At 68.8% G+C, this 26407-nt stretch carries 20 protein-coding genes, 1 tRNA gene, 1 other RNA gene and 1 pseudogene; 9 read left to right on the top strand and 14 right to left on the bottom strand.

Going from position 1 to position 26407, the window contains the following annotated elements:
• Nucleotides 1–114: 114 nt before the first annotated feature.
• Entirely contained in the window at nucleotides 115–774 is a 660-nt protein-coding gene (locus JIM95_RS02825; RefSeq protein ID WP_200261022.1) for a CPBP family intramembrane glutamic endopeptidase, read from the top strand.
• 1175 nt (nucleotides 775–1949) lie between these two features.
• Here the strand turns inward: JIM95_RS02825 and JIM95_RS02830 are convergent.
• Together JIM95_RS02830 and JIM95_RS02835 are read right to left on the bottom strand one after the other, a co-directional pair.
• Nucleotides 1950–5069: a bifunctional [glutamine synthetase] adenylyltransferase/[glutamine synthetase]-adenylyl-L-tyrosine phosphorylase gene (locus JIM95_RS02830; RefSeq protein WP_200261018.1), complete on the bottom strand. Its 3120-nt coding sequence runs from the start codon at nucleotides 5067–5069 to the stop codon at nucleotides 1950–1952.
• 56 nt (nucleotides 5070–5125) lie between these two features.
• Nucleotides 5126–6466, bottom strand: coding sequence for a glutamine synthetase family protein (locus JIM95_RS02835; RefSeq protein ID WP_200261015.1), 1341 nt, complete (start codon nucleotides 6464–6466; stop codon nucleotides 5126–5128).
• Nucleotides 6467–6615: 149 nt separating this feature from the next.
• Here JIM95_RS02835 and pip point away from each other — a divergent pair, with 149 nt between their 5' ends.
• Both pip and JIM95_RS02845 read left to right on the top strand, forming a co-directional pair.
• On the top strand, nucleotides 6616–7605 hold the full coding sequence (pip, locus tag JIM95_RS02840) for a prolyl aminopeptidase (protein ID WP_248231769.1): 990 nt from the start codon (nucleotides 6616–6618) through the stop codon (nucleotides 7603–7605).
• A 65-nt stretch (nucleotides 7606–7670) separates the two neighbouring features.
• A complete protein-coding gene (locus tag JIM95_RS02845; protein ID WP_200261009.1) occupies nucleotides 7671–9347 on the top strand; it encodes a CYTH and CHAD domain-containing protein in 1677 nt (558 codons plus the stop codon).
• A 20-nt stretch (nucleotides 9348–9367) separates the two neighbouring features.
• Here the strand turns inward: JIM95_RS02845 and JIM95_RS02850 are convergent, their stop codons facing one another.
• A complete protein-coding gene (locus JIM95_RS02850; protein WP_200261006.1) occupies nucleotides 9368–9601 on the bottom strand; it encodes a hypothetical protein in 234 nt (77 codons plus the stop codon).
• Between the two features lie 232 nt (nucleotides 9602–9833).
• Between JIM95_RS02850 and JIM95_RS02855 the strand changes: the two genes are divergently transcribed.
• A complete protein-coding gene (locus JIM95_RS02855; protein WP_200261003.1) occupies nucleotides 9834–11183 on the top strand; it encodes a galactokinase family protein in 1350 nt (449 codons plus the stop codon).
• Between the two features lie 17 nt (nucleotides 11184–11200).
• Here JIM95_RS02855 and JIM95_RS02860 read toward each other — a convergent pair whose 3' ends face one another.
• The 7 genes and pseudogenes from JIM95_RS02860 to cobC form a co-directional block, all read right to left on the bottom strand.
• On the bottom strand, nucleotides 11201–12610 hold the full coding sequence (locus tag JIM95_RS02860; RefSeq protein WP_200261000.1) for an RNB domain-containing ribonuclease: 1410 nt from the start codon (nucleotides 12608–12610) through the stop codon (nucleotides 11201–11203).
• A 39-nt stretch (nucleotides 12611–12649) separates the two neighbouring features.
• A pseudogene (locus JIM95_RS02865) lies at nucleotides 12650–12796 on the bottom strand (helix-turn-helix domain-containing protein); the annotation flags it as partial.
• A 90-nt stretch (nucleotides 12797–12886) separates the two neighbouring features.
• An RNA gene (rnpB, locus tag JIM95_RS02870) (RNase P RNA component class A) lies at nucleotides 12887–13341 on the bottom strand.
• A 64-nt stretch (nucleotides 13342–13405) separates the two neighbouring features.
• Nucleotides 13406–14563 (bottom strand): bifunctional RNase H/acid phosphatase, encoded by a 1158-nt coding sequence (locus tag JIM95_RS02875; RefSeq protein ID WP_200260994.1) that lies wholly within the window; start codon nucleotides 14561–14563, stop codon nucleotides 13406–13408.
• A gap of 32 nt (nucleotides 14564–14595) precedes the next feature.
• Nucleotides 14596–15321: a zinc ribbon domain-containing protein gene (locus JIM95_RS11470; protein ID WP_200260991.1), complete on the bottom strand. Its 726-nt coding sequence runs from the start codon at nucleotides 15319–15321 to the stop codon at nucleotides 14596–14598.
• An 87-nt stretch (nucleotides 15322–15408) separates the two neighbouring features.
• Nucleotides 15409–16572, bottom strand: a complete 1164-nt coding sequence (locus JIM95_RS02885; RefSeq protein ID WP_200260988.1) for a Nif3-like dinuclear metal center hexameric protein — start codon at nucleotides 16570–16572, stop codon at nucleotides 15409–15411.
• The gene (gene cobC, locus JIM95_RS02890) at nucleotides 16569–17645 is read right to left on the bottom strand and encodes an Rv2231c family histidinol phosphate aminotransferase CobC (RefSeq protein ID WP_248702931.1); all 1077 of its coding nucleotides are present in this window, start codon (nucleotides 17643–17645) and stop codon (nucleotides 16569–16571) included. The genes JIM95_RS02885 and cobC overlap by 4 nt, the downstream gene beginning before the upstream one ends.
• A gap of 34 nt (nucleotides 17646–17679) precedes the next feature.
• On the opposite strand from cobC, the gene JIM95_RS02895 reads away from it, so the two are divergent.
• Genes JIM95_RS02895 through JIM95_RS02910 form a run of 4 tightly spaced genes read left to right on the top strand, consistent with a single transcriptional unit; the run spans nucleotide 17680 to nucleotide 20208 of the window.
• Nucleotides 17680–18336 (top strand): HAD-IA family hydrolase, encoded by a 657-nt coding sequence (locus JIM95_RS02895; RefSeq protein WP_410170726.1) that lies wholly within the window; start codon nucleotides 17680–17682, stop codon nucleotides 18334–18336.
• Nucleotides 18311–18826: a low molecular weight protein-tyrosine-phosphatase gene (locus tag JIM95_RS02900; protein WP_200260982.1), complete on the top strand. Its 516-nt coding sequence runs from the start codon at nucleotides 18311–18313 to the stop codon at nucleotides 18824–18826. The genes JIM95_RS02895 and JIM95_RS02900 overlap by 26 nt, the downstream gene beginning before the upstream one ends.
• 39 nt (nucleotides 18827–18865) lie before the next feature.
• Nucleotides 18866–19876, top strand: a complete 1011-nt coding sequence (locus JIM95_RS02905) for an SURF1 family cytochrome oxidase biogenesis protein (RefSeq protein ID WP_248702932.1) — start codon at nucleotides 18866–18868, stop codon at nucleotides 19874–19876.
• Nucleotides 19877–19878: 2 nt separating this feature from the next.
• Nucleotides 19879–20208, top strand: coding sequence for a DUF6968 family protein (locus tag JIM95_RS02910; RefSeq protein WP_200260979.1), 330 nt, complete (start codon nucleotides 19879–19881; stop codon nucleotides 20206–20208).
• A 10-nt stretch (nucleotides 20209–20218) separates the two neighbouring features.
• On the opposite strand, the gene JIM95_RS02915 is transcribed toward JIM95_RS02910, so the two are convergent.
• The 4 genes from JIM95_RS02915 to JIM95_RS02930 form a co-directional block, all read right to left on the bottom strand.
• Nucleotides 20219–21160, bottom strand: a complete 942-nt coding sequence (locus JIM95_RS02915; RefSeq protein ID WP_200260976.1) for a cobalamin biosynthesis protein — start codon at nucleotides 21158–21160, stop codon at nucleotides 20219–20221.
• A complete protein-coding gene (locus tag JIM95_RS02920; protein WP_200260973.1) occupies nucleotides 21157–22446 on the bottom strand; it encodes an acyl-CoA thioesterase/bile acid-CoA:amino acid N-acyltransferase family protein in 1290 nt (429 codons plus the stop codon). The genes JIM95_RS02915 and JIM95_RS02920 overlap by 4 nt, the downstream gene beginning before the upstream one ends.
• Before the next feature lie 123 nt (nucleotides 22447–22569).
• Nucleotides 22570–22645 (bottom strand) — tRNA-Val (locus tag JIM95_RS02925).
• Between the two features lie 84 nt (nucleotides 22646–22729).
• On the bottom strand, nucleotides 22730–23110 hold the full coding sequence (locus JIM95_RS02930; protein ID WP_200261114.1) for a DUF3052 domain-containing protein: 381 nt from the start codon (nucleotides 23108–23110) through the stop codon (nucleotides 22730–22732).
• Nucleotides 23111–23597: 487 nt separating this feature from the next.
• On the opposite strand from JIM95_RS02930, the gene aceE reads away from it, so the two are divergent.
• On the top strand, nucleotides 23598–26342 hold the full coding sequence (aceE, locus tag JIM95_RS02935; protein WP_200260970.1) for a pyruvate dehydrogenase (acetyl-transferring), homodimeric type: 2745 nt from the start codon (nucleotides 23598–23600) through the stop codon (nucleotides 26340–26342).
• Nucleotides 26343–26407 lie beyond the last annotated feature (65 nt).

The raw sequence follows: 26407 nt of genomic DNA on the forward strand, positions 1-26407 counted from the left end.
TGGCAGCACCGCTGGGCGGCACCACTGGCCGTCCTCATCACGGTGGTAGGCCTGGCGAGCCTCTGGGTGTCTTCCCTTCTATTCGGAAGCAAACAACCCACCTCACCAAATGCAGTGGCCACTTATGGCATTCCGCTCCTTGTCACCGGTCTGCTGTATGTCATCCTCGGGCGGGTCTCCGTGCTCCGGGACGCCACCTTTCGCGTCGCGAACATCCGACGTGGCGGCTATCTGCTGTTCGCCGGAGTGATCCTCAGTTCCGTGTTCTTCATCTTCCCCACTTCCGAAGGAATCATGACGCCCTCGGTGGGGCCGGTGGTGTTCTTCGTGCTGGGTTGCCTCATGACCGGTATCTGGGAGGAACTCCTGTGCCGGGGACTGATCCAGAACACCCTCGTCGACGCCTTCGGAACCGACCGGCGTCGGACATGGTGGTCGATCGTCGCGTCATCAGCGATTTTCGCCGTGATGCACTTCGTACGCCTCATCACCGATCCGCACCTCGTGGTGACCACGACAACCCAGGTTCTCTACGCGTTCGCGATCGGGCTGCTGCTGGGTGTCATCTACTACTTCACACGTGATCTGGTGACGGTGATTCTGCTCCACGCCGGGTTCAACATGCTGGGCGGTGTCAGTGCGTTGTTCACGAATCCTCCGTCCGGCCCCACTCCCGACATGCCGCTCCTCACAGCGGCGATTCTCCTCGTCATGCTGATGCCCTCCATCTGGGTCGCACGTCGGATGTACGTCCGGGAGACCGCGAAGGAATAACCCGCGTTGGATCCATGCCCCGGGAGCCGGCTCACCGGACCCCGCCACTGTCCGCCGGCCCCGTCCCACCGTTGAGGCGGGGTCTTCGCCCGTTCGCCCGCCGCCGGACCGAGAAACGGTGCTCCGAACGTGGCGTGACCCCCGGCATCGGCTGCCGGGACATCGGGGACGGGCATCTTCCCTGCTCCCGGATCCGTGACGGTTCCCCACCGACTGCCACGGTCACCCACGTCCCTCGGACATCGGTGTCGGTTCCGTGCCCTGGGACGCTCGAGTAGCCACGGATATTCCGGTCCGGATGATCAGTCAGATGATCAGCCGCAGGGAATCCACTCCGGTTTTCCCGGACATCCCGTCGATGTCGCTTATGCTCCGGCGTAGCTCCACCACCGACATGAATGGCATTCCCGACCGTCTTCCGTGGTGTGCCGGCCCCGATCCACGCCGTCCTGCTCATCTCACTGTCACTCCTGCTCACCAGGGGAACCGTGATGGAGCCGCCTGGCACACGGTCAGGGATGATCTCCGGACACTGCTTCCGGTGCACGACCGCTGCACCAGGGTTGTGGCGGTCACGTCCGTGGGTATTCCGTCGCTCCGTCCCCAGCTGACTAACAGACTCCCGAAGTTCCATCCGTGCGGGGAACCAGCGTCCACCGACGATCCTGTCGCTGTGCCACGATGGGCGGACGGATCAGGGGCGCATCGGTGTTTCTCACGGGAGTCGTCGCCGGTGTCCGGATGACCGGCCTCTCACCACGCCCGGGATCTCGCCCCCCGGAACATCACCGGTGCATTCTCCCTCCGGTGATGTCCGGAGCGGGGTTTCGCCGGGGTCCCGTGGCGAAATCTGCACCGGCGCCATCTGTGCATCCGCCGTCCTTCCGGATCTGTGTCCCGGATACCCCCGCCGTCCGCGGCTGGAGCCCCGGGTTGCATCCGCATGGCGGATCGGGCTTGATCGTTCCCCACCTCGACCGCGACCGGGTCAACGGTCCGGTTCATTCACCATGCCTGATCATTCAGTGGCCCGGGGTCTCCCCAACGGCTGGAGCGTTCCTCCACCACCTCGCTCCGGGTCGGGCGACCGACGGTGAGAGGCCCTGGTCCGGGCAACCGGGCAGGCAGCCCGCCACGGTGACCCCGATGTCGGGGATCCGTGTCCGACCGGGATTCTACGGTTCGAAGGTGGGTTCACCCCAGAACACCTCGTCGACGACCTGCCGGGCCCGGCGGGTGACCTTCAGGTAGTACTCGAGGAACTCCTGGTAGCGGCTCGGTTCCCAGCCCGCGGCCCCGGCCACCTGCGCCAGCTGCGGCCCCGCCGGGGGAAGCTGATCGGTCCGTTTCCCGCGCACGAGGACCAGTGCGTTGCGGGCACGGGTGGCCGTCAGCCACGCGGTCCGGAGCCGTTCCACCTTCACGTCATCGAGGATGTCGTGGTCCTCGATGACGTCGAGGACCTCGAGGGTCGAGGTGTTGTGCAGCTCCGGGACCTCGTGTGAGTGCAGCATCGTGAGGAGCTGGACGGTCCACTCGATGTCCGTGAGGGCCCCACGGCCGAGCTTGGTGTGGGTCTTCCGGTCCGCACCACGTGGGAGCCGTTCGTTGTCCACCCTGGCCTTCATCCGGCGGACCTCACGGACGGTGTCCGCGCTGATGCCCTCCGGTGGGTAGCGGAACCGGTCGATGGTGGTCAGGAACCGCTTCCCGACGTCGGGGTCACCGGCGATGGCGGTGGCGCGCAGGAGCGCCTGGATCTCCCAGGTCTCCCCCCACTTCCCGTAGTACCTCTCGTAGGACTCGATGGTGCGGACGATCGCCCCGGACCGCCCCTCCGGGCGGAGGCCCAGGTCTACCTCCAGTGGCGGATCGTCACTCGGCTTCGACAGGCGTCTCCGGAGGCGGTCGCAGATCCCGATGGACCATTTGACCGCGTCGGAGTCACTCACCCCGTCCGTCGGTTCGCACACGAACATCACGTCCGCGTCGGATCCGTATCCGAGTTCGGCACCGCCGAGACGTCCCATTCCGATGACGGCGATCCGCGCGAGGGGTCCGTCGCCGGAGTCGGCGTCAGCCGCGGCCACCTCGACCCGCAATGCAGCTTCCAGAACTGCGTCCCAGACGAGGGACAGGCTCCGGCAGACCTCCTTGACGTCCATCATGCCGAGCAGGTCGGCGGCGGCCACGCGGGCGAGTTCGGCGCGACGGAGGGAGCGGGCGGTCGCGATCGCCTTGTCGGGGTTGGAGTGCCGGCAGGCCGCGCTGACGAGTGACCTGGACACCGTGTCCGGGTTGGTGTCCAGGAGTTTCGGCCCGTTCGCGCCGTCCCCCAGCCGTTTGACGGTGTCCGGGGTCGACAGGATCAGATCGGAGACGTAGGGGGAGTTACCGAGAATCCTCATCAGCCGCTGACCGACGATCCCCTCATCCCGCAGCATGCGCAGGAACCACTGCCTGTCGGTGACGGCCTCGGACAACTTCCGGTAGTTGAGGAGCCCCGCATCCGGATCCGCGGTGGTCGACAGCCACTCCATGAGGGTGGGCAACAGCATCGCCTGGATCTTCGCCCGGCGCGAGCCCCCGGACGCCAGTGCCTGCAGATGTTCGTAGGCGCGGTCGGGGAACTTGTAACGGAGAGCGGCGAGCTGGAGTCTCGCGGATTCCGCGGAGAGCCGGAGGGTCTCGACGGGCAGATTGACCACGGAGTTGAGCAGCGGCCGGTAGAACAGTTTGGCGTGCAACGACGAGATCTGGCGGACGACGCGGCGGTGCTCCTCGAGCATGGCGACCGGGAGCGATGTGTGCCCGGATCCACGGATCCCGGAGGTGCGTGCGAGCCAGCGCAGGGCCGCTTCGTCATCGGGTTCGGGCATGGTGTGCGTGCGTCGCACACGCTGCAGCTGGAGCCTGTGCTCGAGCAGCCGCATGAATTCATATGCGCCGATCAGGGTCTGTCCGTCCTCACGGCCGATGTAGCCGGCCTCGATGAGTGCACCGAGTGCATCGACGGTGGAGGTGACCCGGAGTGTCTCGTCGGACCTGCCGTGCACCATCTGCAGCAGTTGCACGGCGAATTCCACGTCCCGGAGTCCACCGCGTCCGAGTTTGAGTTCGCGGTCGCGGAGGTTCTCCGGGACGTTGTCGATCACGCGACGGCGCATCGCCTGGACATCATCGACGAAGCTCTCGCGTCGACTGGCGTCCCAGACCATCGGGTTCAGCGCATCGAGGTAGGCGTGGCCGAGTCCCCGGTCACCGGTCATGGGGCGGGCCTTGAGCAGCGCCTGGAACTCCCAGGTGTGGGCCCACCGTTTGTAGTACGCGATGTGGGATTCGAGGGTGCGGACGAGAGCTCCGTGCTTGCCTTCCGGCCGGAGGGCCGCGTCGACCTCGAAGAAGGCGCGGCAGCCTATGCGGATGAACTCGCCGGCGAGACGGGTCGCGCGGCTGTGCGCCGGTTCGGCGATGAAGATGACGTCGACGTCGGAGATGTAGTTCAGCTCGCGGGCACCGCACTTGCCCATCGCCATGACGGAGATGCGGGTGTCGAGGGGTCTGTCGTCGTAGACCCCACCGACGGCGACGGCGAGCGCGGCTGTCAGAGCAGCGTCGGCGAGGTCGGTGAGCAGGCCCGCGACGACCGTGAAGGGGACCTCGGGTTGTCCGACGCGGCGGGGTGATTCGGGGTAGGTTCCCGCGAGGTCGTGGGCGGCGATCCGCATGAGCAGTGTCCGGTAGGTGCGGCGCAGTTCCTGCTCGGCCTCCCTCCCGGTCATCCGCGCCCGGTAGGTGCCCGCCGCAGAGAGGTACCCGTTGGCCGCGTCATCGGATTCCGCGCCGTCGGGGAGATCGAAGACGGCCGGGGTGGCATCGACACAGCCGAGCATCGCCTGCATCATCTCGGCGCGGTCAGGTGCCGGTTTCGCGAGGAGGCACCAGAGACCGGGATTGGCGACGAGGTGGTCACCGAGTGCAGTGGACGCGCCGAGCAGGGAGATCAGCCGCACGCGGAGGGGGATGTCCTCACGCAGTTGCCGGTCGAGTTCGCGGCGGGATGCCCCCATCTCCCCTTTCGGCGTCCCGTCGGCGGCGTCGAGGGCCTCCATGAGCCGGATCAGGGTGTTCAACGCGAGGTCCGGGTCACCTGCGCCGGAGAGAGCCCAGAGGAGGTCGACGGACTCGGGGTTCATCCACCCGAGCCAGTCGAGGTCCCGCGCGGCACCGGGGCCGTTGAGGCTGAGGCCCGCCGGGGTGGGCAGTGTTCTGCGGGTCGATCGGGCGTGTTTCATGCTGGGTCAGGATCCTGACTGGGGGCCTGTCCCTGGCCCCCGGAGACATCGGCGGGTCAGTAGTCGAGGTTGGTGCGCAGCTCCCACTGGGTGATCTGCGCCTGGTATTCGTGCCATTCCCGCCACTTGTTGCGCAGGAAGAACTCGAAGACGTGCTCCCCGAGGGTCTCGGCGACGAGTTCCGACTGCTCCATGAGCCGCAACGCCTGGTCGAGTGAGGTGGGCAGGTCCTTGTAGCCCAGGGCGCGGCGTTCGCGGCGGGTCAGTGAGGAGATGTCGTCCTCCGCGGGCTCCCCGAGCTCATAGCCTTCGCGGATGCCCTTGAGCCCGGCCGCCAGAAGCACCGAGTAGGCGAGGTACGGGTTGCACCCGGAGTCGAGGTTGCGGACCTCGACGCGCCTGGATTCCACGTTGCCGGGCCGGTAGTTCGGGACGCGGATCAGCGCGGACCGGTTGGACAGGCCCCAGGTGGCGGAGGTGGGCGCCTCGGATCCGAAGACGATCCGCTTGTAGGAATTCACCCACTGGTTGGTGACGGCGGAGAGTTCGGGTGCGTGTTCGATGATTCCCGCGATGAAGCTGCGCGCGGTCCGGGAGAGGTTGTACGGGTCGTCCGGATCGTGGAAGGCGTTGGTGTCCCCCTCGAAGAGGGACATGTGGGTGTGCATTCCGGAACCGGCGTGGTCGGTGAAGGGTTTCGGCATGAACGTGGCGCGCACGTTGTTGAGCAGTGCGACCTGCTTGATCAGGTAGCGGAAGCTCATGATGTTGTCGCTCATCGTCAGCGCATCGGCGTACCGGAGGTCGATCTCCTGCTGGCCCGGGGCGGTCTCGTGGTGGGAGAACTCCACGGAGATGCCCATGTATTCCAGGGCCTCGATCGCGTCGCGGCGGAAGTTCGGGGCGTCATCGTGCACCGCCTGGTCGAAATAGCCGCCGTTGTCGGTCGGCACCGGTGGCTGACCGTCGGTGTCGAGGGATTTGACCAGGAAGAACTCGATCTCCGGGTGGATGTTGCACACGAATCCGTCATCGGCCGCGGCGGTCATCTGGCGGCGCAGCACCTGCCGCGGGTCGGCCCACGACGGCTGACCGTCGGGCATCGTGATGTCGCAGAACATCCGCGCCTGCTTGGGGGAACTCTCGTCCCGGTCGAACGGCAGCACCTGGAACGTCGAGGGGTCCGGGCGGGCGATGGTGTCTGCCTCGCTGACGCGGGAGAATCCCTCGATGGCCGAACCGTCGAATCCGATGCCGTCCGCGAACGCGGTCTCGAGCTCGGCGGGCGCGACCGCGACGGACTTCAGGTAGCCGAGGACGTCGGTGAACCAGAGCCGGACGAAGCGGATCTCCCGCTCTTCGACGGTGCGCAGGACGAATTCCTGTTGGCTGTTCATGACATCCAACTGTAGCGGTCGGACTTCCGCGGGGCAGGGGTATACTCGCCGACCACCCGGGGTCCCTGCCGGATCCGGGGCGGAGCACCACCCGAGAACACCGCGAGAACACCGCCAGGAGGACACCGGTGCCCACCGAATTTCACCCTGTGACCGAAGCCCACGAGACCGGGCGTCTCGACGTCGGGGACGGACAGCTGATCCACTACGAGGTGCACGGCAATCCGGAGGGCCGCCCCGTGGTCGTCGTGCACGGCGGACCCGGCGGGGCGAGTGATCCCGCCGTGTCCCGGTTCTTCGACCCGGAACGCTACCGCGTGATCATGTTCGATCAGCGGGGCTGCGGGCGATCGACGCCGCATCTCGCGGATCCGGCCACCGACCTGGACCGTGCCCTGGCGACGAACACCACCGCGCACCTCATCGCGGACATGGAGAAGCTGCGCGAGCACCTCGGGGTGTCCGGGTGGCAGGTGTTCGGCGGGTCCTGGGGATCGACGCTCTCACTGGCCTACGCCCAGGCGCACCCGGACCGGGTCCGGGAACTCGTCCTGCGGGGTGTCTTCCTGCTCCGGCGCAGCGAACTGGACTGGTTCTACAACGGCGGTGCGGACCACCTCTTCCCGGATCTCTGGGAGGGGTATCTCGAGCCGGTGCGGCGTGCCCACGGCGGTGGCGATGTCGCGGGCCTCGACCTGATCGCGGAGTATCACCGGCTGCTGTCCGATCCGGACCGGGAGACCGCACTTCGGGCGGCCCGCGCCTGGACGACCTGGGAGAAGTCGACCTCCGCGCTGGTGGTCCCGGAGGACGTCGACGGGAACCTGCCCGACGACTACGCGCTCGCCTTCGCGCGGATCGAGAACCACTACTTCGTCAACGGTGCGTTCATGCGGGACGGGCAGCTGCTGGAGAAAGCCAACATCGACCGGATCCGGCACATCCCGGCGGTGATCGTCCAGGGACGCTACGACGTGGTGTGCCCCGCACGGAGCGCCTGGGACCTGCACCGGGCCTGGCCGGAGGCGGATCTGACCATCTGCCCGACCTCCGGTCACTCGCAGATGGAGCGGGAGATATCCCGTGCTCTCACCGCCGCCACGGACCGATTCGCGGACGCCGCGCCGGAGGGCTGCTGATCTGCGCCGCCCCCGCTCCTTCCGCTCCCCTATGCAGGGGAGGTAAAGCTGGTAGAAACGGACACATGTCCACTCGTGAGTTTTTTGAGGTCGAAGCGAAATTCGCCGTCGCCGACGACACGGAGGTCCCGGATCTGACCGGTGTCTCCGGTGTGGAGGGGGTCGCGGATACCGCGGTACACGAACTGTCCGCCGTCTACTACGACACCGGGGACCTGCGGCTCACCCGTTCGAGGATCACCCTGCGCCGCCGGACCGGGGGAACCGACGCCGGGTGGCACGCGAAACTTCCGGGGGACGGCGGCCGCCGGGAGCTCCACCACGATCTGACCGACGATGACGCTGACGCGAACACCGTTCCGGAGCCGCTCATCGATCCGGTGCGGGCGATCGTCCGGGATCTGCCGCTCATCCCGATCGCGCGGGTGGACAACGAACGCCACGAGTCGACGTTGACGGACGCCGGGGGGACCGTGTGCGCCGAGTTCTGCGACGACCACGTCACCGCGTGGTCACTGCTCCCCGGCGGGGACAGGACGACCTGGCGGGAATGGGAGATCGAGCTCTCGGACGACTACGCCGGCACCGACGCCGGAGCGCAACTGATCGAATCCGCGACCGAGCTGTTCGGGGCCGCCGGTGCGGATCCCTCCGGGAGCCCGTCGAAGCTGGTCGCAGCGCTCGGCGACTCCATCGACGACGCCCCACGCCTGCCGGGCGTCGCGGAGCTGGCCCCGAATTCGGCGGAGGCCGGTGTACTCGCGGCACTGGAGCACAACTACCGCAGACTGCTGGACTACGACCCCCGGGTCCGGGGGGACGAGTGGGACTCGGTGCACCAGATGCGCATCGCCACACGGGAACTCCGCAGCCATCTCGAGACCTTCGACGGGGTGATGGACGGTGAGATCTACCGGGGTACCGCACGTGGGCTCCGGGAACTGGCCTCGGTGCTCGGCGTCGCCCGCGATGCGGAGGTCGTCGCCGAGCGTTTCCGGGAGCTGACCTCCGACGGGGAGCCGGAGGTCATGGCCCCCGAAGCGGCGGCCGCTCTCGTCGACTCCGTCCACGCCGACTATCGCGACGCGCACGCCCGGGTGGTGGAGTACCTGAACTCCCCGGACTACCTGCGTCTGCTCGGCGAGCTGGAGGATCTGCTCGCCGATCCACCGTTCCGCGGAGACGTCGGCGCGAAGAAGAACCGCGGGGCCACGGACCCGGCGGCGGAGGTGCTGCTGGATCATCTCGGACGTGCGTACCGGAAGCTGCTCGCCCGCCACGACCACGCGATGTCGGTCTGGGAGGACCCGTCCGTCCCGCTGCGTGAAAGGGAGGAGAACATCCACCGGATCCGGAAGGCGGCGAAGAAGCTGCGCTACTCGGCCGAGGCCGTCGGTGCGGCCACGGGGCTCAGGACGAAGCACCTGTACAAGGCGTGCAGCAGGATGCAGTCCGTCCTGGGTGATTTCCAGGACGCGGTCACCTCACGCGACATGCTCCTGGCCAAGGCGGAGCAGGCACGTGCCGAGGGTGGTGCGGACACCTTCCTCCACGGACTTCTGTACCAGCGGGAGATGAGCAACGGCGAGCAGGCTCTGGCCGGGTACCGGAAGACGATGGACAGCGTCGTCGACGCGTATTCGGAGCTGGACAACCAGCGCAGGAAGGCCCGCCGGAAGGCCGAGGGCAAGTCGGGGAAATCGGGTAAATCAGGGAAGAAGGAAGGGAAGAGGAAGCACTGATCCCCTTCCCCTCCCGCCGGTCAGTCGCCCGTGCCCCGCTCCCAGGAGGGAGCCTCGCCCCACGAGTCGTCCTCCCGGTCGAGGGAGTCCGCCTCGCGGTTGCGTCGCCTCGCGATGTCCATGGCGTGCCGGGCCTCCTCCTCGGAGTCGTAGGGGCCCATGCGGCTGGCCCAGCTGCCCTGCTTACCGGCCGACACCTCGCCTGTCTCGGGGTTGTAGTACCACTTCCGGTCCTCGGGGGTCACGGGATCCATGGTCGGTCACTCCTCACATCGGTCCGGCGGGATGCCGGCGCGGTTGTCCAGCCCCCGACGGTCCGCCGGGGGTACGCTGCACCGGTGACGGGCGGGACCCGTCAGCGCGGCGGTGACGTATCCCAAGATTACCGGCGGGCCCGCCGTCGGGTGCGGGACGCACCCGACCCGCCGGTGAACCGCCCGCCGACTACAGTGGGAGTGTCCGTCACCGATCCGAGGAGCCGATTTCTTGACCAACCTGATGTGGCCGATCGCGGACGATTCCGTCCGGAACACCGCGCTCGACGAGCACCGGAGCAGCTACGGGACCGAACCGGGTCTCGTCGCCGCAGCGCCCGCCACCTTCCCGGTGATCGGTGAACACACCGACGCCTACGGGGGGGTCGTCCTGACCGGTGTCTCCGCCAGGCAGGTCGTCGTCACGGCGTCCAGACGGACCGACGACCGGGTCCGGATCCGGGTGCTGCGTACCGACGCCGACGGGCGGACCGTGCCGGTCACGGGTGAGGTGACGATGGCGCAGCTCGCGGCCCACGCGACCCGGCACCAGGCCGAGCAGGACGATCCCGGCGACGGGGCGTGCCCGTCACCGCCGCCCGGCGGCGGAGACGGCGGTTCCGACTGGGCGAACCGGCTCGGGGGCGTGGCCTGGATGATGATCCACCGGCAGCTGATCAGCCGTGAGACCCCGGGCTTCGACATCACGGTGGCCTCGGACATTCCCCCGCACTGTGGTCTCGGGGGCCGATCGTCCGCGGAAGCGGCGTTCGCGCTCGGCCTGGCGGATCTCGCGGGCCATCAGCCGGATGCCCCGCTACGGACCCGGGTGGCGGACATCTGCACCCAGGCCACGGCCCTCTTCGGAGCCACTCCCCCGCTGCGGGCCAGGCACACCACGGCGCTCCGGGGTGGCACCGAGAGGAACCTGTCGGTCATCGACTACTCGGACGGGTCCGTCACCCAGGCCCCCTCGCCCGCTCCCCGCAGCCACCGCCCCTATCTCGTCGCGGTTCCGGGCCGTACCACCGATCTCCCGGACAACGCGATCCCGGAGCTCCGTCGACGGGGTGACTTCATCGCGCTCGCCTCACGGACCTACGGGGTTCCGTCACTCCGCCTGCTGCCCGATTCCGAGGAGCGGGTGATCGACTGGCTGGAGACCGTGCACGAGGTGAAGGGGGACGGTGCGCACCCCCCGGTCGCTGAAGCCTCCGGATGGATGTCCTATCTCACCGCCGAGACCCGGAGGGCGTCCGACTGCGCGGCCCTCCTGCGGTCGCGCCGGACCGCCGAGGCACTCGCCCGACTGACCGATTCACAGGTGCAGACCTGCGCCGCGTTCGGGCTCGGCTCCGACACGGACGCCCTGGTGAAGCTGTGCCGGAGCCGCGGGGCGACCGCGGCCAGAGCCGCGCACGCGGGCGCGTCCGGCGCGGTGATCGCCTGGTTCCCGGCCGGAGCGGAGGGGCGGGGTGCCGAAGATGCGGCGCTGCGGCTGGCCGACGACGGTCTGTTGGTCATCCCGCTGGCCGGTGGCCGACCGGCGGAGGTCGCCGACGATCCGGACAACTGGAGCTGACCGGGCCTCCCTGACGGTCAGGGAAGCCAGGAGAACGAGACCTCACGTTTGGCGGTGTCGACGCCGTCGAGACGGACGGTGACCCGCGTTCCCTGCTCCGGTGTCCCGGTGCAGCGGGCGACCACGGGTGGTTCGGCGATGAATATCCGCGCGCTTCCCGAGGATTCCGACGTCGCGAGGACGACGGCGCTGAAGGTCTCCCCCACCCACGGTTCGAGGACGGTGGCCTCCACGAGGTTGAGGCACGCCCGGTCCACCCCATTGGCCAGCGGGGCCGTCCTGTGCATCGTCTCCAGGACGTCGGCGGCGCCGTCCTCGGTCCAGTCCGGGACCGGCGTGCCGTTGTGGATCGCGAGGCAGAACTCGGTGGCGTAGCGGTCGACCAGACGGCGCAGCGGCGCGGTGACGTGGGCGTAGTGGCCTCCGACACCGGCGTGGGTGAACCCCTCGGGAGTCTCTCCGTCCTCGCCGGTGAGGATCTCGTATCCGGCGCCGCGCAGGAGTTTCTGGGCCTCACGCATGACGGCCATTCCCTTCGGCCCGGTGACGTCGACCCCGTCGAGGAATGTGCCGATCGGATCGGCCGGGTCGTAGTCGTAGCCGAGGGCGGCGACCTCGGCGGCGAATTCCCAGAGATCGGCGGGGTCCGCCGGTGCGAGGGTGCGGAGAATTCCGATGCCCGCGGAGGCCATCATCCGTCCGGCGATCATCCCCGTGAGCAGCGAGATCTCGGAGTTGTACTCCATCATCGCCAGTCGCGGCTCGACATCGAGCCGGTAGCGGCCGTCGGGTTGCCTGCCGACGCTCTGGGCGGGTGTGCTCAGGGAGACCGCCCTGCGGCGCAGCGCCGTCCGGGACCGCAGCTCACCGACGTCGGGGAGCAGTCGGATCGCCGGGTGCAGCGTCCCGTTCTCCATGTCGGTCGTGGTCTCGACGTAGTTGAACCGGGCCCGGCTCCGCACCAGTGCGCGGGTGAGCTCATGGCCCGTCACCTCGCCGCGGGCGTCGAGGTGCATGCTCCACAGCACCGCCGGGCGGTCGACCCCGGGCAGGAGGCTCGCGGATCCCTCGGACAGTGCCGGCGGGTGCAGGCGTGCGGGACCGTCCGGCAGGTAGATGGTCTGCCCCCGGCGCAGTGATTCCGCGGCGACCGACCCGGCGGGGTCGACGAACGCGGCGACATCGGCGATCGCGTAGTGCACGAGGTATCCCTCGCCGTCGGGCAGGATGCACACCGCCTGGTCGAGGTCCATGGATCCCTCGGGATCGATGGTGACCAGTTCGATGTCCCGCCTGTCGACGCGCTGTTCCGCGTACCGGTCACGGGCGGTGGCGGCCTCCCGGCTGACCTCCCCGTCGAAGTCGCGGATGATCCCGAACTCCTCGGCGATACCGCTGAAGTCCAGTGCTGCCGCATAGAGTCTCATGGGGTCCGATTCTGGCACATCCGGCGATCATGGATACGGTCATTCACCACCTGTTCGCGTGACGATAACCGGCAGCGGCTCCGCGCACGTCACCGGATCCGGCCGATCCACCCCGGTGACCTCGCTGATCCGGGTCAGTCGGGTGCGGACGGTGTGCCGGTGCACCCCGAATGTCTCCGCGCACGCGGTGAGCCGGTCGTGGTCGACGAGTCGTTCCGAGGTCTGCGCGGCACCCGGGGATTCACACGTGGTCCCGTGACCGGGGAGGTTTGGGGGCGAATGAGCCGACCTGTAAGCCGGATTCTGTACCGCGCCGTGTGACCGGCGCGGTGGCGGTCATCCATCTGGACGCACCATCGCTGGGCGCCTCGAGCGGTTGACCCGCGGACTCGGGCGGGCAGCCCTCGATCGTCCGCGCAGGCACACCGGTGTCTCCGTGAGGATCCGCCGGTGCGCCCTCTTACCTTGCTCCGGGTGGGGTTTACCTAGCCACCGCAGTCACCTGCGGTGCTGGTGCGCTCTTACCGCACCGTTTCACCCTTACCCCGCGCACCCGGTCTCCCGGGGTGCGGGGCGGTTTGTTTTCTGTGGCACTGTCCCGCAGGTCACCCTGGGTTGCCGTTGACAACCACCCTGCCACTGTGGAGTCCGGACTTTCCTCGGCACGGTGTCTGCACGGGCGGGATGAACCCGCCCGCCGTTTCACCGGCCGCGACCGCCCGGTCGACTCATTCGCATCCGTCACTGTACCGTGCCCCGGCCCGGCCGCATGATCCGCCCGGTTTCCGGGGAGGATCAGCGCAGGTGGGCGGTCTCGTTGACGAGCCGGACGGTCGTCGGCCCGTCGGCGTAGAACTCGGCGACGGACAGGGACGCGAGATCCAGGTGCATGCGGTGGAAGATACCGGGACCGGCGTCGAGGGCGAGCCGGAGGATGCCCTTGATCGGGGTGACGTGACTGACGACGAGGATGTTGGCCTCACCGTAGGTGTCCACGATGTGCTTCTTCGCACGCCTGATGCGGCGGTACGCCGCCTGGAGCGACTCCCCGCCGGGTGGCGACACCGAGGTGTCGGCCAGCCATTTGGCGTGCAGCTCCGGGTCCGCCTCCCGCGCCTGCGCGAAGGTCAGGCCGTCCCAGTCGCCGAAGTCGAGCTCGGTGAGGTCGTCGAGGATGTCGACGTCGAGCCCGAGGGCCGCGGCACACGACTCCGCGGTTTCGCGCGTGCGCGCCAGCGGGGAGGACACGATCGCGTCGATACCGCCGCGTGCCGAGAGCATGGCTGCGGCGAGCTCCGCCTGCCGTCGTCCCACGGCGGTGAGGGGCGGGTTGCCCCGCCCGGAGTAGCGGCGCTCCGCCGACATCTCCGTCTGCCCGTGGCGGAGCAGGATCATGCGGGTGGGGCGGGAGACCGCGCCGGTCCAGGAGGTGGGTGCCGCGGTGGGCGTGGCGGCACTGTCCTTCGTGTCGGGCTCCCCGGGCCCGGAGATGGGCTCCGGTGTCCCGCCGGCGCGCTCCCCGAGGTCGATCTTCCCGGGTGCCGCACCGTCGGCGCCGGCGTCCATCGCGATGTTCGCCAGTTCGTCGGCCCGGCTGTTCTTCTTCCGCGGGATCCAGGTGTAGTTGATCTCCTCGAACCGGGACGCGAGGTCGCGAGCTTCGAGGGCGAGTCTCTTCATGTCGGGGTGCTTGACCTTCCAGCGCCCCGACATCTGTTCGACGACGAGTTTGGAGTCCAGCCGGACCTCGACGCGCGTGGCCCCGAGTTCGTGGGCGGCGACCAGCCCGTTGATCAGGCCGCGGTACTCGGCGACGTTGTTGGTCGTCTTGCCCACGAACTCGGAGATCCTGCGGAGGATCCTCTCGCCCCGTTCGTCGAGCAGCAGGGTTCCGCTGCCCGCGATTCCGGGGTTGCCGCGGGAACCTCCGTCGGCTTCGATGATCACCTTCACGTCATGTCCTCCACGTCTCTTCCGGTACCGGGTCAGCCTCGGATCAGCCAGGTCCCGCACTCCGGGCACCGGGGGACGGTGTCCCCGGCGGTCGCCCGGATCCGGGAGATCCCCGCGGCGGGCAGAACGAGGTAGCAGGCGGTGCACGAGTTTCCGGTGAAACGGGCTGCTCCCACGCCGAAGGACTCGTACTGTTCGTCGTAGGCGTCGAGGGCGTCAGGGGCGGTCTCGGCGAGGCGGGACCGGAGATTGTCGCGTTTCACCTCGAGGTCGGCACGCGAGGAGCGGCGTCCATCCAGGGCAGCATCGCGGGCGCGGGTGGCGGCGGCGATCCTCTCCTCGATCTCGTCGAACAGCGCGCCGTCGGAGTCGTGGTTGAGGTCGGTCGCCTCGATCCGGAGGCGCATGTTCTCCCGCTCCTCCGTGATCTTCCGGATCCGGCGGCGGGTTGACGCGAGATCGTGCTCCAGATCGCGCCGGTCCTCCATGTCGGTGGCGGCACCGAGGCCGTCGAGGTCGGCCTTCTGTCTGCGCTCGAGTTTCGCCAGGTCATGGTCGAGGCGGCCGAGATCGCGGCGCAGATCCTCGACACCCATCTTGGACACCGCCGCGCCGTCCCGGAGCTTCGCCCGCTCCGCGATGAGGGCGTCGAGCTCCTTCTGTTCCTCGAGGGTCGGTTCCGCGCGGTCGACGGTGAGTGCCGCGTCGGTGTCGGCGAGCTCGAGGAGGAGACGCTGGTGGTCGGGGGCGAGTTTCACGGTGGTGCTTTCTGTTCTTCGGTCGGTGCGGTGGTTTCCCGGATTTTCACGGTGCCGGGCCGTGATCACGGTACGGGAGAGTTCACGTTACCCTTCATCGAGGGCGTGCCGGGCATCGCGGGCGTGCCGGGAGATGGTCCACGGATCGGTGCGGATGTCGAGGACACGGGTGTCGACACCGGCCTCGTCGGCGATGAGTTCCGCGGCGCGGGCGCACCAGGGCGATTCGCTCGCCCAGTGGGCGGTGTCGATCACGGCGGGGCCACCGGCGCGCAGGTGCTCGTCCACGGGGTGGTGCCTGAGATCCGAGGTGAGGAACACGTCGATGTCCCCCATCGCCGCGACAGTGTCGAGGAAGCTGTCACCGGAACCCGAGCACACCGCGACCCTCCGGACCATCCGGTCCGGGTCGCCGGCGGCGCGGACGCCCCATTCGGTGACCGGGAGCCGGTCGGCGACCTGCTGCACGAAGTCGGCGAAGCGCATCGGCTCCGGCAGATCCCCGATCCGTCCGAGACCCGGCGCGGTGTCCGGGTCACCGGCGTCCTCGGTGGTGGTGATGTCGAAGGCGGGTTCCTCGTACGGGTGGGCGGCGCGCAACGCGGCGGTGATCGCTCCGCGGCGTGACCGCGGTGCGACGAACTCCACCCGGACCTCGTCGACGTGTTCGAGTTCTCCGACGGAGCCGAGTGTCGGATTCGCCCCGTCGACGGGCCGGAACTGGCCCTTCCCCGGGAACTGGAACGAGCATTCGCGGTAGTCCCCGATCGCCCCGGCGCCGGCGTCGAACAACGCCTGCTTGACGGTCTCGGCGTCGGGGGCGGGAATGTGGACGCCCCACTTGTCGGGGCCTGCGCCGTGTTTCGGGGCGACCGCGCGGTCCGGGGTGATGCCGATGGTCTCGGCGAGGGCGTCGTTGACGCCGGGGCGGGCGGAGTCAGCGTTGGTGTGCGCGGCGAACAGAGCCACTCCCCCGCGGATCAGGGTGTGGAGGACGCGGCCCTTCGGGGTGTCGGCCGCGACGCTGTCCACGCCGCGCAGGAGGAGCGGGTGGTGGACGATGAGCATGTCGGCGCCGGCGTCGACCGCGGCACGGGCGACCTCGTCGGTGCAGTCGAGGGCGAACACGACCCTGTCCACGGGGGCGTCGGGATCCCCGCAGATCAGTCCGACGCTGTCCCAGCTCTCCGCGAGGTACGGCGGGTAGGCGGTATCCATGATCCGGCGGATCTCGGCGACGGTGCTGGTCATTGTCGTTCTCTTTCCTTGACGTTGTTCGGGGTGTGTCCGGTGACTGCCTCCACCAGTGTGGCAACTTCCCGTGCACCGCGCACGGCGAGCCGCCAGTAGCTTCGGTCCAGGCCCGGGAATGTGTCGCAGCGGCGGACGGCGATCCCCCGCCGCGCGAGGGCGACACGGGTGGCCTCCGGATCGTCGACGGGGGGCGAGACGAGGAGGTACGGCGCCTGCGACCGGGTGTGCACCGTGAAGCCCGCGGCGCGCAACGCGCCGATCATCTCCGCGCGCTGGCGGGCGACGGTCCGTGTCTCCGCGGCGACGAATCCGGCGCCCTCCCGGAGGGCGGTGCGGATCGCGACCGCCTGGAGTGTCCCCAGCGGCCAGTGGGGTCGGCGGGCGGCGAGTTCGTGCACCAGCTCCGGTGCGGCCAGCAGATAGCCGCACCGGAGCCCGGCGAGGGAGAAGGTCTTGGTGAGGCTGCGCAGCACCACCAGACCCGGGTGCCGTGCGACCTCGGCGACGAGGGAACGGCTCTCGTCCGTCAGATCCATGAAGGCCTCGTCGACGACGGTGGTCCGCCCGGGTCTGCACCATCCGCGGATGGCCGCCGGCGGGTGCAGCACCCCGGTCGGGTTGGTCGGGTTGCCGATGACAACCAGGTCGGCGGCCTCGGGTGGCGTGCGGCCGGCCAGGGTGAACGGCGCGTCCAGCACGATGCGTTCCACCCGTGCACCGGCGGCCCGCAGGGCCGCCTCCGGTTCGGTGAATCCGGGATGCACCATGACCGGGTGCCGGGCACCGAGTCCGGCGATGAGGGAGAATCCCTCGGCGGCGCCGGCCAGCAGCAGAACACACCCCGGATCGACCCCGTGGTGCTCCGCCACGGCGGCCCTCGCGGAGTCGATGACCGCCTCCGGCGGATAGGACCCGAGGCCCGGAATCTCCTCCCGCAGTGCTGCGGCCAGCCACTCCGGGGGCCCCGGGGCACGCACGTTCACGGCGAAGTCCACGATCCCGGAGCCGGGGTCCACCACACCGGCGGTCGCGAGATCGCCGTGGTAGCGCAGCAGGTCGTCCTCATTCACACGGACCAGATTACGTTCTGCCACACTGGAGGGCGTGAAAACTCTGCTGATTGACGTGGACGGCACACTCATCGACTCCTACCCGGGGATCCGGGCCAGCTTCCTGCACGCCCTCGACGCCATGGGGCACCCGCGTCCGGGCGAGGAGGTGCTCTCCCGGATCGCCGGGCCCCCGATGGAGCTGACGATGCGCTCCATCGGCATGACCCCCGAGGAGGCGCGGGAGGGGGTGCGCGTCTACCTCCGTCACTACGGTGAGGGGTCCTGGGCGAATGCGGAGCCCTATCCCGGCATGCGGGAGCTCCTCGCCCGCTGGCGGGAGAAGGGCTACCGGGTCTGCACCGCCACCTCGAAGGGCGAGCACTTCGCCCGGAAATCCCTCGAACGGTACGGGATGTACGATTCCATCGATTTTCTCGGCGCGGCGGAGGAGAACGGTCCGCGTCGTTCCAAGGAGTCGGTCATCGCGTACGTCCTCGACTCCCTGGACCTGCGGGGGACAGAGTCCGATATCCTCATGATCGGCGACCGCATCCATGATTTCGACGGTGCGGCCACTTTCGGAATCGATGCAGTGGCCTGTGCCTGGGGGTACGGTGACGCCGAGGAACACGCGAAGGCCCGCTGGACCGCGACCAGCACCCGACACCTGGAGGACATAGTCGATGAGTGGAACGAGCAGAGTCAGTGAACGCACCGAGGACGTGTACGTCGTCTTCGTGTGCACCGGCAACATCTGCCGCTCCCCCATGGCCGAGGTCATCGTGCGCGACGCCGTGGAGGACGCCGGTCTCGGCGACCGGGTTCTCCTCCGGTCCTGCGGAATGGGCGGTTGGCACGTCGGCCAACCCGCCGATGAGCGGGCACTCGCCGAGCTGAAGGCTGCGGGCCACGATGGCGCGGACCACCGCGCCAGCCAGTTCGGTGACGAGCACCGCGACGCCGATCTGCTCATCGCCCTCGATTCCGGGCACGTGCGTGCACTCCGGGGCGCAGGCGTGCCCCGCGAGCGGATCAGGTTGCTGCGCAGCTTCGACCCCGCCGCCGGCGAGGTCGACTGCGCCGACCCCTACTACGGAACCTCCGACGATTTCACCGTGGTCCGCGAGCAGATCGACGCCGCCGTTCCCGGACTGATCGACTGGGTGCGCGAGACCTGCGCGGATATGTCGGAACGGTGATTTTCGGTAGTCCAGCCGCCGGGCACTAGACTGGCCGGTGTGAACGCCGACGCAGCACGCCCCGGAGGATCCAAGGGTCCCCTGTCGCTGCTCCGGGTGTTTCTCACCCCCGGCTGGGTCATCACCGCGGTCGTGGTGATCATCTTCGCCTACACCGCCTTCACCGTTCTCGCCCCCTGGCAGCTCGGGAAGAATGAGGCCACCAGCGCCCGGAACCAGCGCATCGAGCAGGCCTTCAACACAGACCCGGTCCCCGTAGGCACCCTCGTGGGACGCGACGGGGTTGTCGACCCCGACCTGGAGTGGCGCCGGGTGACCCTCGACGGGCACTACCTGCCGGACTCCGAAGTGCTCCTGCGGCTGCGGCCCGTCGATCACCGGCCGGCGGTTCAGGGGCTCGTCCCCTTCGAACTGGACGACGGTAGCGTCCTCCTGGTCAACCGCGGCTGGCTCCCGGTCGAGGCCGGACAGATCCCGGAGGTTCCCCCGCCACCCACCCGGGAGGTCACCATCTCGGGGTATCTCCGCCGGAACGAGTCGGTCCCCGAGCGTGCCCCCGTCACCGAACAGGACCACACCCAGGTCCACGGGATCTCCACCGAGCAGATCGCCGATCTCACCGGGGTTCCGCTCGGGCGGGACTACGTCCAGCTCTCCGAGGGTTCCCCCGGGGAGCTCGATCCCGTCCCGCTGCCGAAACTCGACGCCGGCCCCTATCTCTCGTACGGGGTCCAGTGGATCGCCTTCGGGATCATGGCTCCACTGGGACTCGGCTACTTCATCTGGGCCGAGATCCGGGAACGCCGCCGGGAACGGGAAGAGGAGGCGGCCGCCGTGGCGACCACCCCGGCACCGGCCGGAGGTCCTAACGGGCCAGGGGACGATCCCGACCCACCGCGCCACGCCGGCGGCACACGGGAGGACGAGGAGATCTCGAACGCCCCGTCACCCGGGCCGCCCCGGAAGCGACGCCGCAGACGCGCCCGCTACGGTTCCGGGCACACCGATCACTACCGCACCATCGCCGAGAAGAATGAAGAGAGGTTCTAGCCGTGGACAACACCATCCAGCCCCTGGTCAGTCGCACCCTGCACCGCGAGGACGGAAGTTCCGTCACCGTGGAGATCGCTGCCCCCGTCAACCGCGGCGAGGATTTCTGGGAGACCCGCTGGCGCATCACCGGACTCAAGGACGGCGACGTCGAATTCGCGTCGGGGGGCGTCGACTCCATGCAGTCGCTCCTCGCCGCTCTCGCCATGTCGGGTGACCGCGTGGCCGGGGATTCCTCGCTCAGTTTCCTGGAGGGGCCCGGAACCGGGCTGCTGCACTCAGGCAGGCGGGAGGACGGCTTCTACACCGCCGTCCTGCGGATGCCGACGTAGAGCGGTCGGCTCAGCCGTCCTCCCGGGGAGTACACAGACCGCCCCACCCGCAGCGCGACAGCACCGCCGCCGTGGCGACGGCGACGCCGGTGGCGATGGCCTGGGTCCTTCCGGACAGCCTGACGGCGTCCCGGATCGCAGCCACGTCCGGTGCCCGCCCCGTGCCGAGGACGGGACGGTCCTCGACGCCGTGCGCATAGACGGTGGGCCCCCCGAGCCGCACGCCCAGTGCAGCCGCCGCGGTCGCCTCCACGATGCCTGCATTGGGGCTCGGGTGGGACGGCGCATCCTCCCGCCAGGCGCGCACGGCGTCCCCGCCCCGCCCCACGGCGCACGCCAGGCCCGTGTGTACCAGGGCGGTCACCCGGGCGGGCAACCACGCCAGTACGTCATCCGTTCGGGCGGCCGCCCACCCGAAGTTGCCGTAGCGGTCGTTGCGGTACCCGACCATCGCGTCGAGCGTGTTGACAGCGCGGTGGGCGACCACCGCCGGAGCTCCGCCGACCGCCGCCCACACGAGCGGCGCGATGGCCGCGTCGGAGGTGTTCTCCGCGAGCGACTCAACCGCGGCCCTGGCCATCCCGGCGGCGTCGAGAAGCTCCGGATCCCGGGAGCACAGCCACGGCACCAGTGCCCGGGCCGCGGTCGTGTCCCCGGTTTCGAGAGCATCCCCCATGCGGGTCCCGGTCCGCTCCAGCATCGTGCCACCGAGAGCCGCCCACAGGCACACCGCGGTGGTCAACCGGGGCGCGCGGTGCGCCGCGACAACCGTCGCCGCGACCGGCGGAGCCACAGAAAGCACGAGGTGCAGACAGCCGGCGACCCTGGTGTCCCGGTAGCAGAGGTCCTCCAGCCGGGCGGCCCAGCTCCCGAACAGCGCAACGGGGTGTCCACGCCGGGGATCCGGGATCACCCGGTCTGCGACCACTCCGGCGAGGATCCCGGAGATCACGGCGCCTCCCCGCCGTGGAATTCGCCCAGAAACTCGAGAACGACGTCCCGTGACCCGGCGGCCGCTGCGCCCGATGAGGTCCGGTTCCCGCCGAGGGCCACCATGGAACCGTAGGCGGTGATCGTGTCGGGGACGGGCAGTCCCGCCGGGGTGAACGGCCACCCGACCCCGTGCCCGGCGCCGGGATACACGACAGCGTAGGCGTCGATCCCGGCCTCGGCGGCCCGCTGGGCCAGTGCTCCGGCCATGGTCTCCGAGTCCCACACCGCGTCATCGGTCCCGGCGGTCACGAGCAGCGGACCGCGGATGTTCTCGACCGGAATCCGGGCCGCGGCCACGGCCTCCTCCCCCGCCTTCCGGCGCGCGTCCGCGTAGTAGCCGGCCAGTTCCGTTGGCTTGTGGGCCAGTGCCGGCCGAAGCCTCGACCGGAAGCGCGCGAAGGCTGAACCGAGTTCCGGGGCGGGCAGATCCACAGCCGGGCCGGCGTCCCCGAGGTACGTCGTGGCCGAGGGGTCCGCGTGGGGATCGTTCGTGCGGACGTCGGTGGGCGAGTGCGCGACGACGGGGCCGACGAGATCCGGTTCCGCCACCGCGAGGAGCAACGCGAGTTCCGCCCCCCGTCCCCGACCGATCAGTGCGACGTGGTCGCCGGCGACCAGTGGGTGGTCCACGAACGCGCGGAGAGCCGCACGGAGTTCACCCACGTCGACCCCACCGGATTCCCCGGGGAACCAGTCCCAGGCGACGGTGGACCAGCCACCGTCCGCGAGCTCCGCCGCCGCAGCGGCCGGGACGCCGCCCTCGGCACCGCCGAGCAGCACCACTCCGGGATGTGGGGCGGCATCGTCGGGAACGAAGAGACGCGCCGACCTGATCCCCGGCACCGGCGGTGCGTCGACCTCGTGGGCGCGGCGTCCGATCGTGCGCGACGCGCCGGCACCGAGGGCCGCATCCGTGCTCCTGACCCGGACATCCAGGCTGACCGCGCCGGAAGGCTCGAGCGCGAATCCGTGGCCGGGGGTCGCGTGTTCCGACCGCAGCGTCCACAAGGGCCCCATACTGTTCGCGGGCCCCCATTCAGCGGCCCCGGGCAGGGAAGAGCCGGTGTCGACCCGCCCCTCCCCGTCCGCCGTGAACTCGGTCGTCGAGGACCACACGACCCCAGCTGCATCGGTGGCCCGGACCCCGATCCGCACCACCGCACCCGGCGACACGTCCGAGACACGGATCGGGAACGGGGCACTGAGACCGGAGACCGGAGGAACATCGAGGAACATATCCGCCATCGTAGCGCTGCTCCACCACCCTTTTCACCGCCCGTGAAAACACCCCACAACCTGCACATTTGACGCACAGAAGAGAGGCGGGAGGGGCCCGTCCGGCTCCCGCCGTCAGGGCCCCTCCCGTCGTGGTGCGCCCTGACGGGCTCGAACCGCCGACCTGCTGGGTGTAAACCAGCTGCTCTTCCAGCTGAGCTAAAGGCGCGCGCACCGGGTCCACTCGCGAGCGCTCGCGGACACGGTCAACAACGACGGTCACTCTAGCACGAGCGCCGTCGGAACACCGAAGCTAACGCTTCTTTCCGCTCTGCACCAGGCAGGAGCCCTGCCATGTCCCGAGACGCTCGGCGGAGGTCTGGACGAGACCCGCGAGCTGCGCGGATTCCGCGATCAGGCCGGGTTCGACATGGCCCGGCCTACCGGCGCCGGGGGTCAACAGCCAGATGCGACCGTTCTCGGCGATGGGGCGGATCGAATCGACCAGGCCGTCCACCAGATCGCCGTCTTCCTCGCGCCACCACAGCAGAACGATGTCGCAGATTTCGTCGGTGTCTTCCTCGAGAAGGGCCTCCCCGATGACGTCCTCGACCGCTTCACTGATGTCGGTGTCGCAGTCCTCGTCCCAGCCGACCTCCTGAACGATGTGGTCCGGCTCGACCCCGAGAAGCATGGCGTAATCCTGGGCGCTTTCCTTGGCCGCGCCCGGAGCGTCGCTCACTGTGTGTTTCCTCCTAAAATAGATCCGGGAACGTGCACCGTTCTCCACTCCCGGCCCGTGGGACCGGATGCTGGGAGTCCGGAGACTACCCGGGTGATGTGATCTCGCTAGTACACGCTACCGGGTTTCTCGTCGCAGTGGTCCATCACCCGGGGTATTTCAGCCACAAACCACACCGGTGTCGCCCCCGAAACAATATCCCGGTCGTTGTCCGCCACGCCGCCCCGGCCAAAAGCCGTGCTCGCGGCGGGTGCATTCCGCGGGGATATCGCCCGGGGCACCCATACCGCCGTCGGACCCGTATCCTTGTGTACACACGTGCGTTTCCCACTGATCGTGGGAACGGGCACACCTTCCGGAGGAAAACCCCGAACAGGGGCTCCCGAGCCGGGCAGCCCGAACACAGGCACCAGATGATTGATCCACAGGAGGATTCGGTATGTCCCAGAACCAGGACACCACTGCCACGCCACCCGATGACAGCAACTTCGCGCTGATCCGGGACGGTGTCGCGTCGTATCTGAACGACTCGGACCCCGAGGAGACCCGCGAGTGGATGGAGTCGCTGGACGGCCTCCTCAAGGAAGCCACCCCCGATCGGGCACGATTCCTCATGCTCCGGCTCCTGGAACGCGCCACGGCCAAGCGTGTCCCCCTTCCGCCGCTCACCTCCACGGACTACGTCAACACCATCCCGACGGAGATGGAACCCGAGTTCCCCGGCGACGAGGCCATCGAGCGCCGCTACCGCAAGTGGATGCGCTGGAACGCGGCGATCATGGTGCACCGCGCCCAGCGGCCGGGCATCGGTGTGGGCGGCCACATCTCCACGTACGCCTCCTCGGCCCCGCTGTACGAGGTCGGCTTCAACTACTTCTTCCGCGGCAAGGACCACCCCGGTGGCGGCGACCAGGTCTTCTTCCAGGGCCACGCCTCCCCCGGCATGTACGCCCGCGCGTTCCTCGAAGGTCGACTCAGCGAGGACGACATGGACGGTTTCCGTCAGGAGGTCTCCCGCCCCCAGGGGGGTATGCCCAGCTACCCGCACCCGCACGGCATGCCCGATTTCTGGGAGTTCCCCACCGTGTCCATGGGGCTCGGCCCGATGGACGCCATCTACCAGGCCCGGTTCAACCGCTACCTGCACAACCGCGGAATCAAGGACACCTCCCAGCAGCACGTGTGGGCGTTCCTCGGTGACGGTGAGATGGACGAGCCGGAATCCCGTGGCCTGATCCAGCTCGCCGCGCTGAATAACCTGGACAACCTGACCTTCGTGATCAACTGCAACCTGCAGCGTCTCGACGGGCCCGTCCGCGGCAACACCAAGATCATCCAGGAGCTCGAGTCCTTCTTCCGGGGTGCCGGCTGGTCCGTCATCAAGGTCGTGTGGGGCCGCGAATGGGACGACCTGTTCGAGCGCGACAAGACCGGCGAGCTCGTCCACCTGATGAACACCACCCCGGACGGCGACTTCCAGACGTTCCGTGCGAACGACGGGAAGTTCGTCCGGGAGGAGTTCTTCAACCGGACGCCGGAGACGAAGAAGCTCGTCGAGGACATGACCGACGAGGAGATCTGGAAGCTGAAGCGCGGTGGCCACGACTACCGCAAGATCTACGCCGCCTACCAGCGTGCGATGGAGACCAAGGACCGCCCGACGGTCATCCTGGCCCACACCATCAAGGGCTACGGGCTGGGCCACAACTTCGAGGGCCGTAACGCGACCCACCAGATGAAGAAGCTCACCCTCGACGACCTGAAGCTGTTCCGCGACAAGCAGCAGATCCCGATCTCCGACGAGGAGCTCGAGAAGGACCCCTACCTGCCGCCGTACTACCACCCCGGCGAGGATTCCGAGGAGATCCGGTACATGTTGGAGCGCCGGCACGAGCTCGGCGGCTTCGTGCCCGAACGCCGTTCCTCATACACGCCGCTCGAGGTCCCGGACATCGACGCGCTGAAGTCCCTGCGCAAGGGTTCCGGCAAGCAGGAGGTCGCCACCACCATGGCGCTCGTGCGCACCTTCAAGGAACTCATGCGCGACAAGGAACTGCGCCGCCGCTTCGTCCCGATCATCCCGGACGAGGCACGCACCTTCGGCATGGACTCCTGGTTCCCGACCCTGAAGATCTACAACCCGCACGGCCAGAACTACACCCCTGTCGACCACGACCTGATGCTCTCCTACCGGGAGGCCGTCGACGGGCAGATCATGCACGAGGGCATCAACGAGGCCGGTTCCATGGGCGAGTTCATGGCCGCCGGCACCTCGTACGCCACGCACGGCGAACCGATGATCCCGCTCTACATCTTCTACTCGATGTTCGGGTTCCAGCGCACCGGTGACTCCATCTGGGCCGCAGCGGACCAGATGGCCCGTGGCTTCCTCCTCGGTGCGACCGCGGGTCGCACCACACTGACCGGTGAGGGTCTGCAGCACATGGACGGCCACTCGCCGATCCTGGCCTCGACCAACCCCGCCGTCGTCACCTACGACCCGGCGTTCGCGTTCGAGCTCGCGCACCTCATCCGGGAAGGCATCGACCGCATGTACGGCCCGGGTCGCGGTGAGAACGTGATCTACTACCTCACCATCTACAACGAGCCGACCCCGCAGCCGAAGGAGCCGGAGAACCTCGATGTGGAGGGTCTGCACAAGGGCATCTACCTCTACGATCCGGCCGGTGAGGGCGAGGGCCACGAGGCCTCCATCCTCGCCTCCGGCATCGGGATGCAGGCGGCGCTCAAGGCGAAGGGGATCCTGGCCGAGGAGTACGGCGTCCGGTCCAACATCTTCTCCGTCACCTCGTGGAACGAGCTCGCCCGTGACGGCCAGGCCCGCGATCTCGAGCAGCTCCGCCACCCCGCGGAGGAGATCGAGGACCCGTACGTCCAGCGCAAGCTGGCTGACGTCTCCGGCCCGTTCGTCGCGGTCTCAGACTTCGCCACCGCGCTGCCGGAACAGATCCGCAAGTGGGTGCCCGGTGACTACACCACCCTCGGTACCGACGGCTTCGGTTTCTCCGACACGCGTCCGGCCGCCCGCCGTTTCTTCAACACGGACGCCGAGTCCGTCGTTGTGGCGGTTCTCGCCGGTCTCGCCCGTGAAGGGAAGATCGACGTCTCCGTGGCGGACAACGCCGCCACGAAGTTCGAGATCACGGATCCGACGGTGGTCTGACCGGATCGTCGACGCTTCTCACTCACGGGCTGTGTGCCCCGGAAACCTGGTTTCCGGGGCACACA

It is taken from the genome of Corynebacterium antarcticum, from assembly GCF_016595285.2.
Classification (GTDB): domain Bacteria; phylum Actinomycetota; class Actinomycetes; order Mycobacteriales; family Mycobacteriaceae; genus Corynebacterium; species Corynebacterium antarcticum.

What these genes read in the sequence shown, in the direction of transcription:
- JIM95_RS02850 (WP_200261006.1), bottom strand. Translation starts at nt 9,601, where the DNA reads ATGGATCCCGTGACCCCCGAGGACCGGAAGTGGTACTACAACCCCGAG.
- JIM95_RS02920 (WP_200260973.1), bottom strand. Translation starts at nt 22,446, where the DNA reads ATGGCGGATATGTTCCTCGATGTTCCTCCGGTCTCCGGTCTCAGTGCC.
- JIM95_RS02860 (WP_200261000.1), bottom strand. Translation starts at nt 12,610, where the DNA reads ATGAGACTCTATGCGGCAGCACTGGACTTCAGCGGTATCGCCGAGGAG.
- JIM95_RS02930 (WP_200261114.1), bottom strand. Translation starts at nt 23,110, where the DNA reads ATGCTTCTCGGGGTCGAGCCGGACCACATCGTTCAGGAGGTCGGCTGG.
- JIM95_RS02835 (WP_200261015.1), bottom strand. Translation starts at nt 6,466, where the DNA reads ATGAACAGCCAACAGGAATTCGTCCTGCGCACCGTCGAAGAGCGGGAG.
- aceE (WP_200260970.1), top strand. Translation starts at nt 23,598, where the DNA reads ATGTCCCAGAACCAGGACACCACTGCCACGCCACCCGATGACAGCAAC.
- JIM95_RS02885 (WP_200260988.1), bottom strand. Translation starts at nt 16,572, where the DNA reads ATGACCAGCACCGTCGCCGAGATCCGCCGGATCATGGATACCGCCTAC.
- JIM95_RS02845 (WP_200261009.1), top strand. Translation starts at nt 7,671, where the DNA reads ATGTCCACTCGTGAGTTTTTTGAGGTCGAAGCGAAATTCGCCGTCGCC.
- JIM95_RS02830 (WP_200261018.1), bottom strand. Translation starts at nt 5,069, where the DNA reads ATGAAACACGCCCGATCGACCCGCAGAACACTGCCCACCCCGGCGGGC.
- JIM95_RS02900 (WP_200260982.1), top strand. Translation starts at nt 18,311, where the DNA reads ATGAGTGGAACGAGCAGAGTCAGTGAACGCACCGAGGACGTGTACGTC.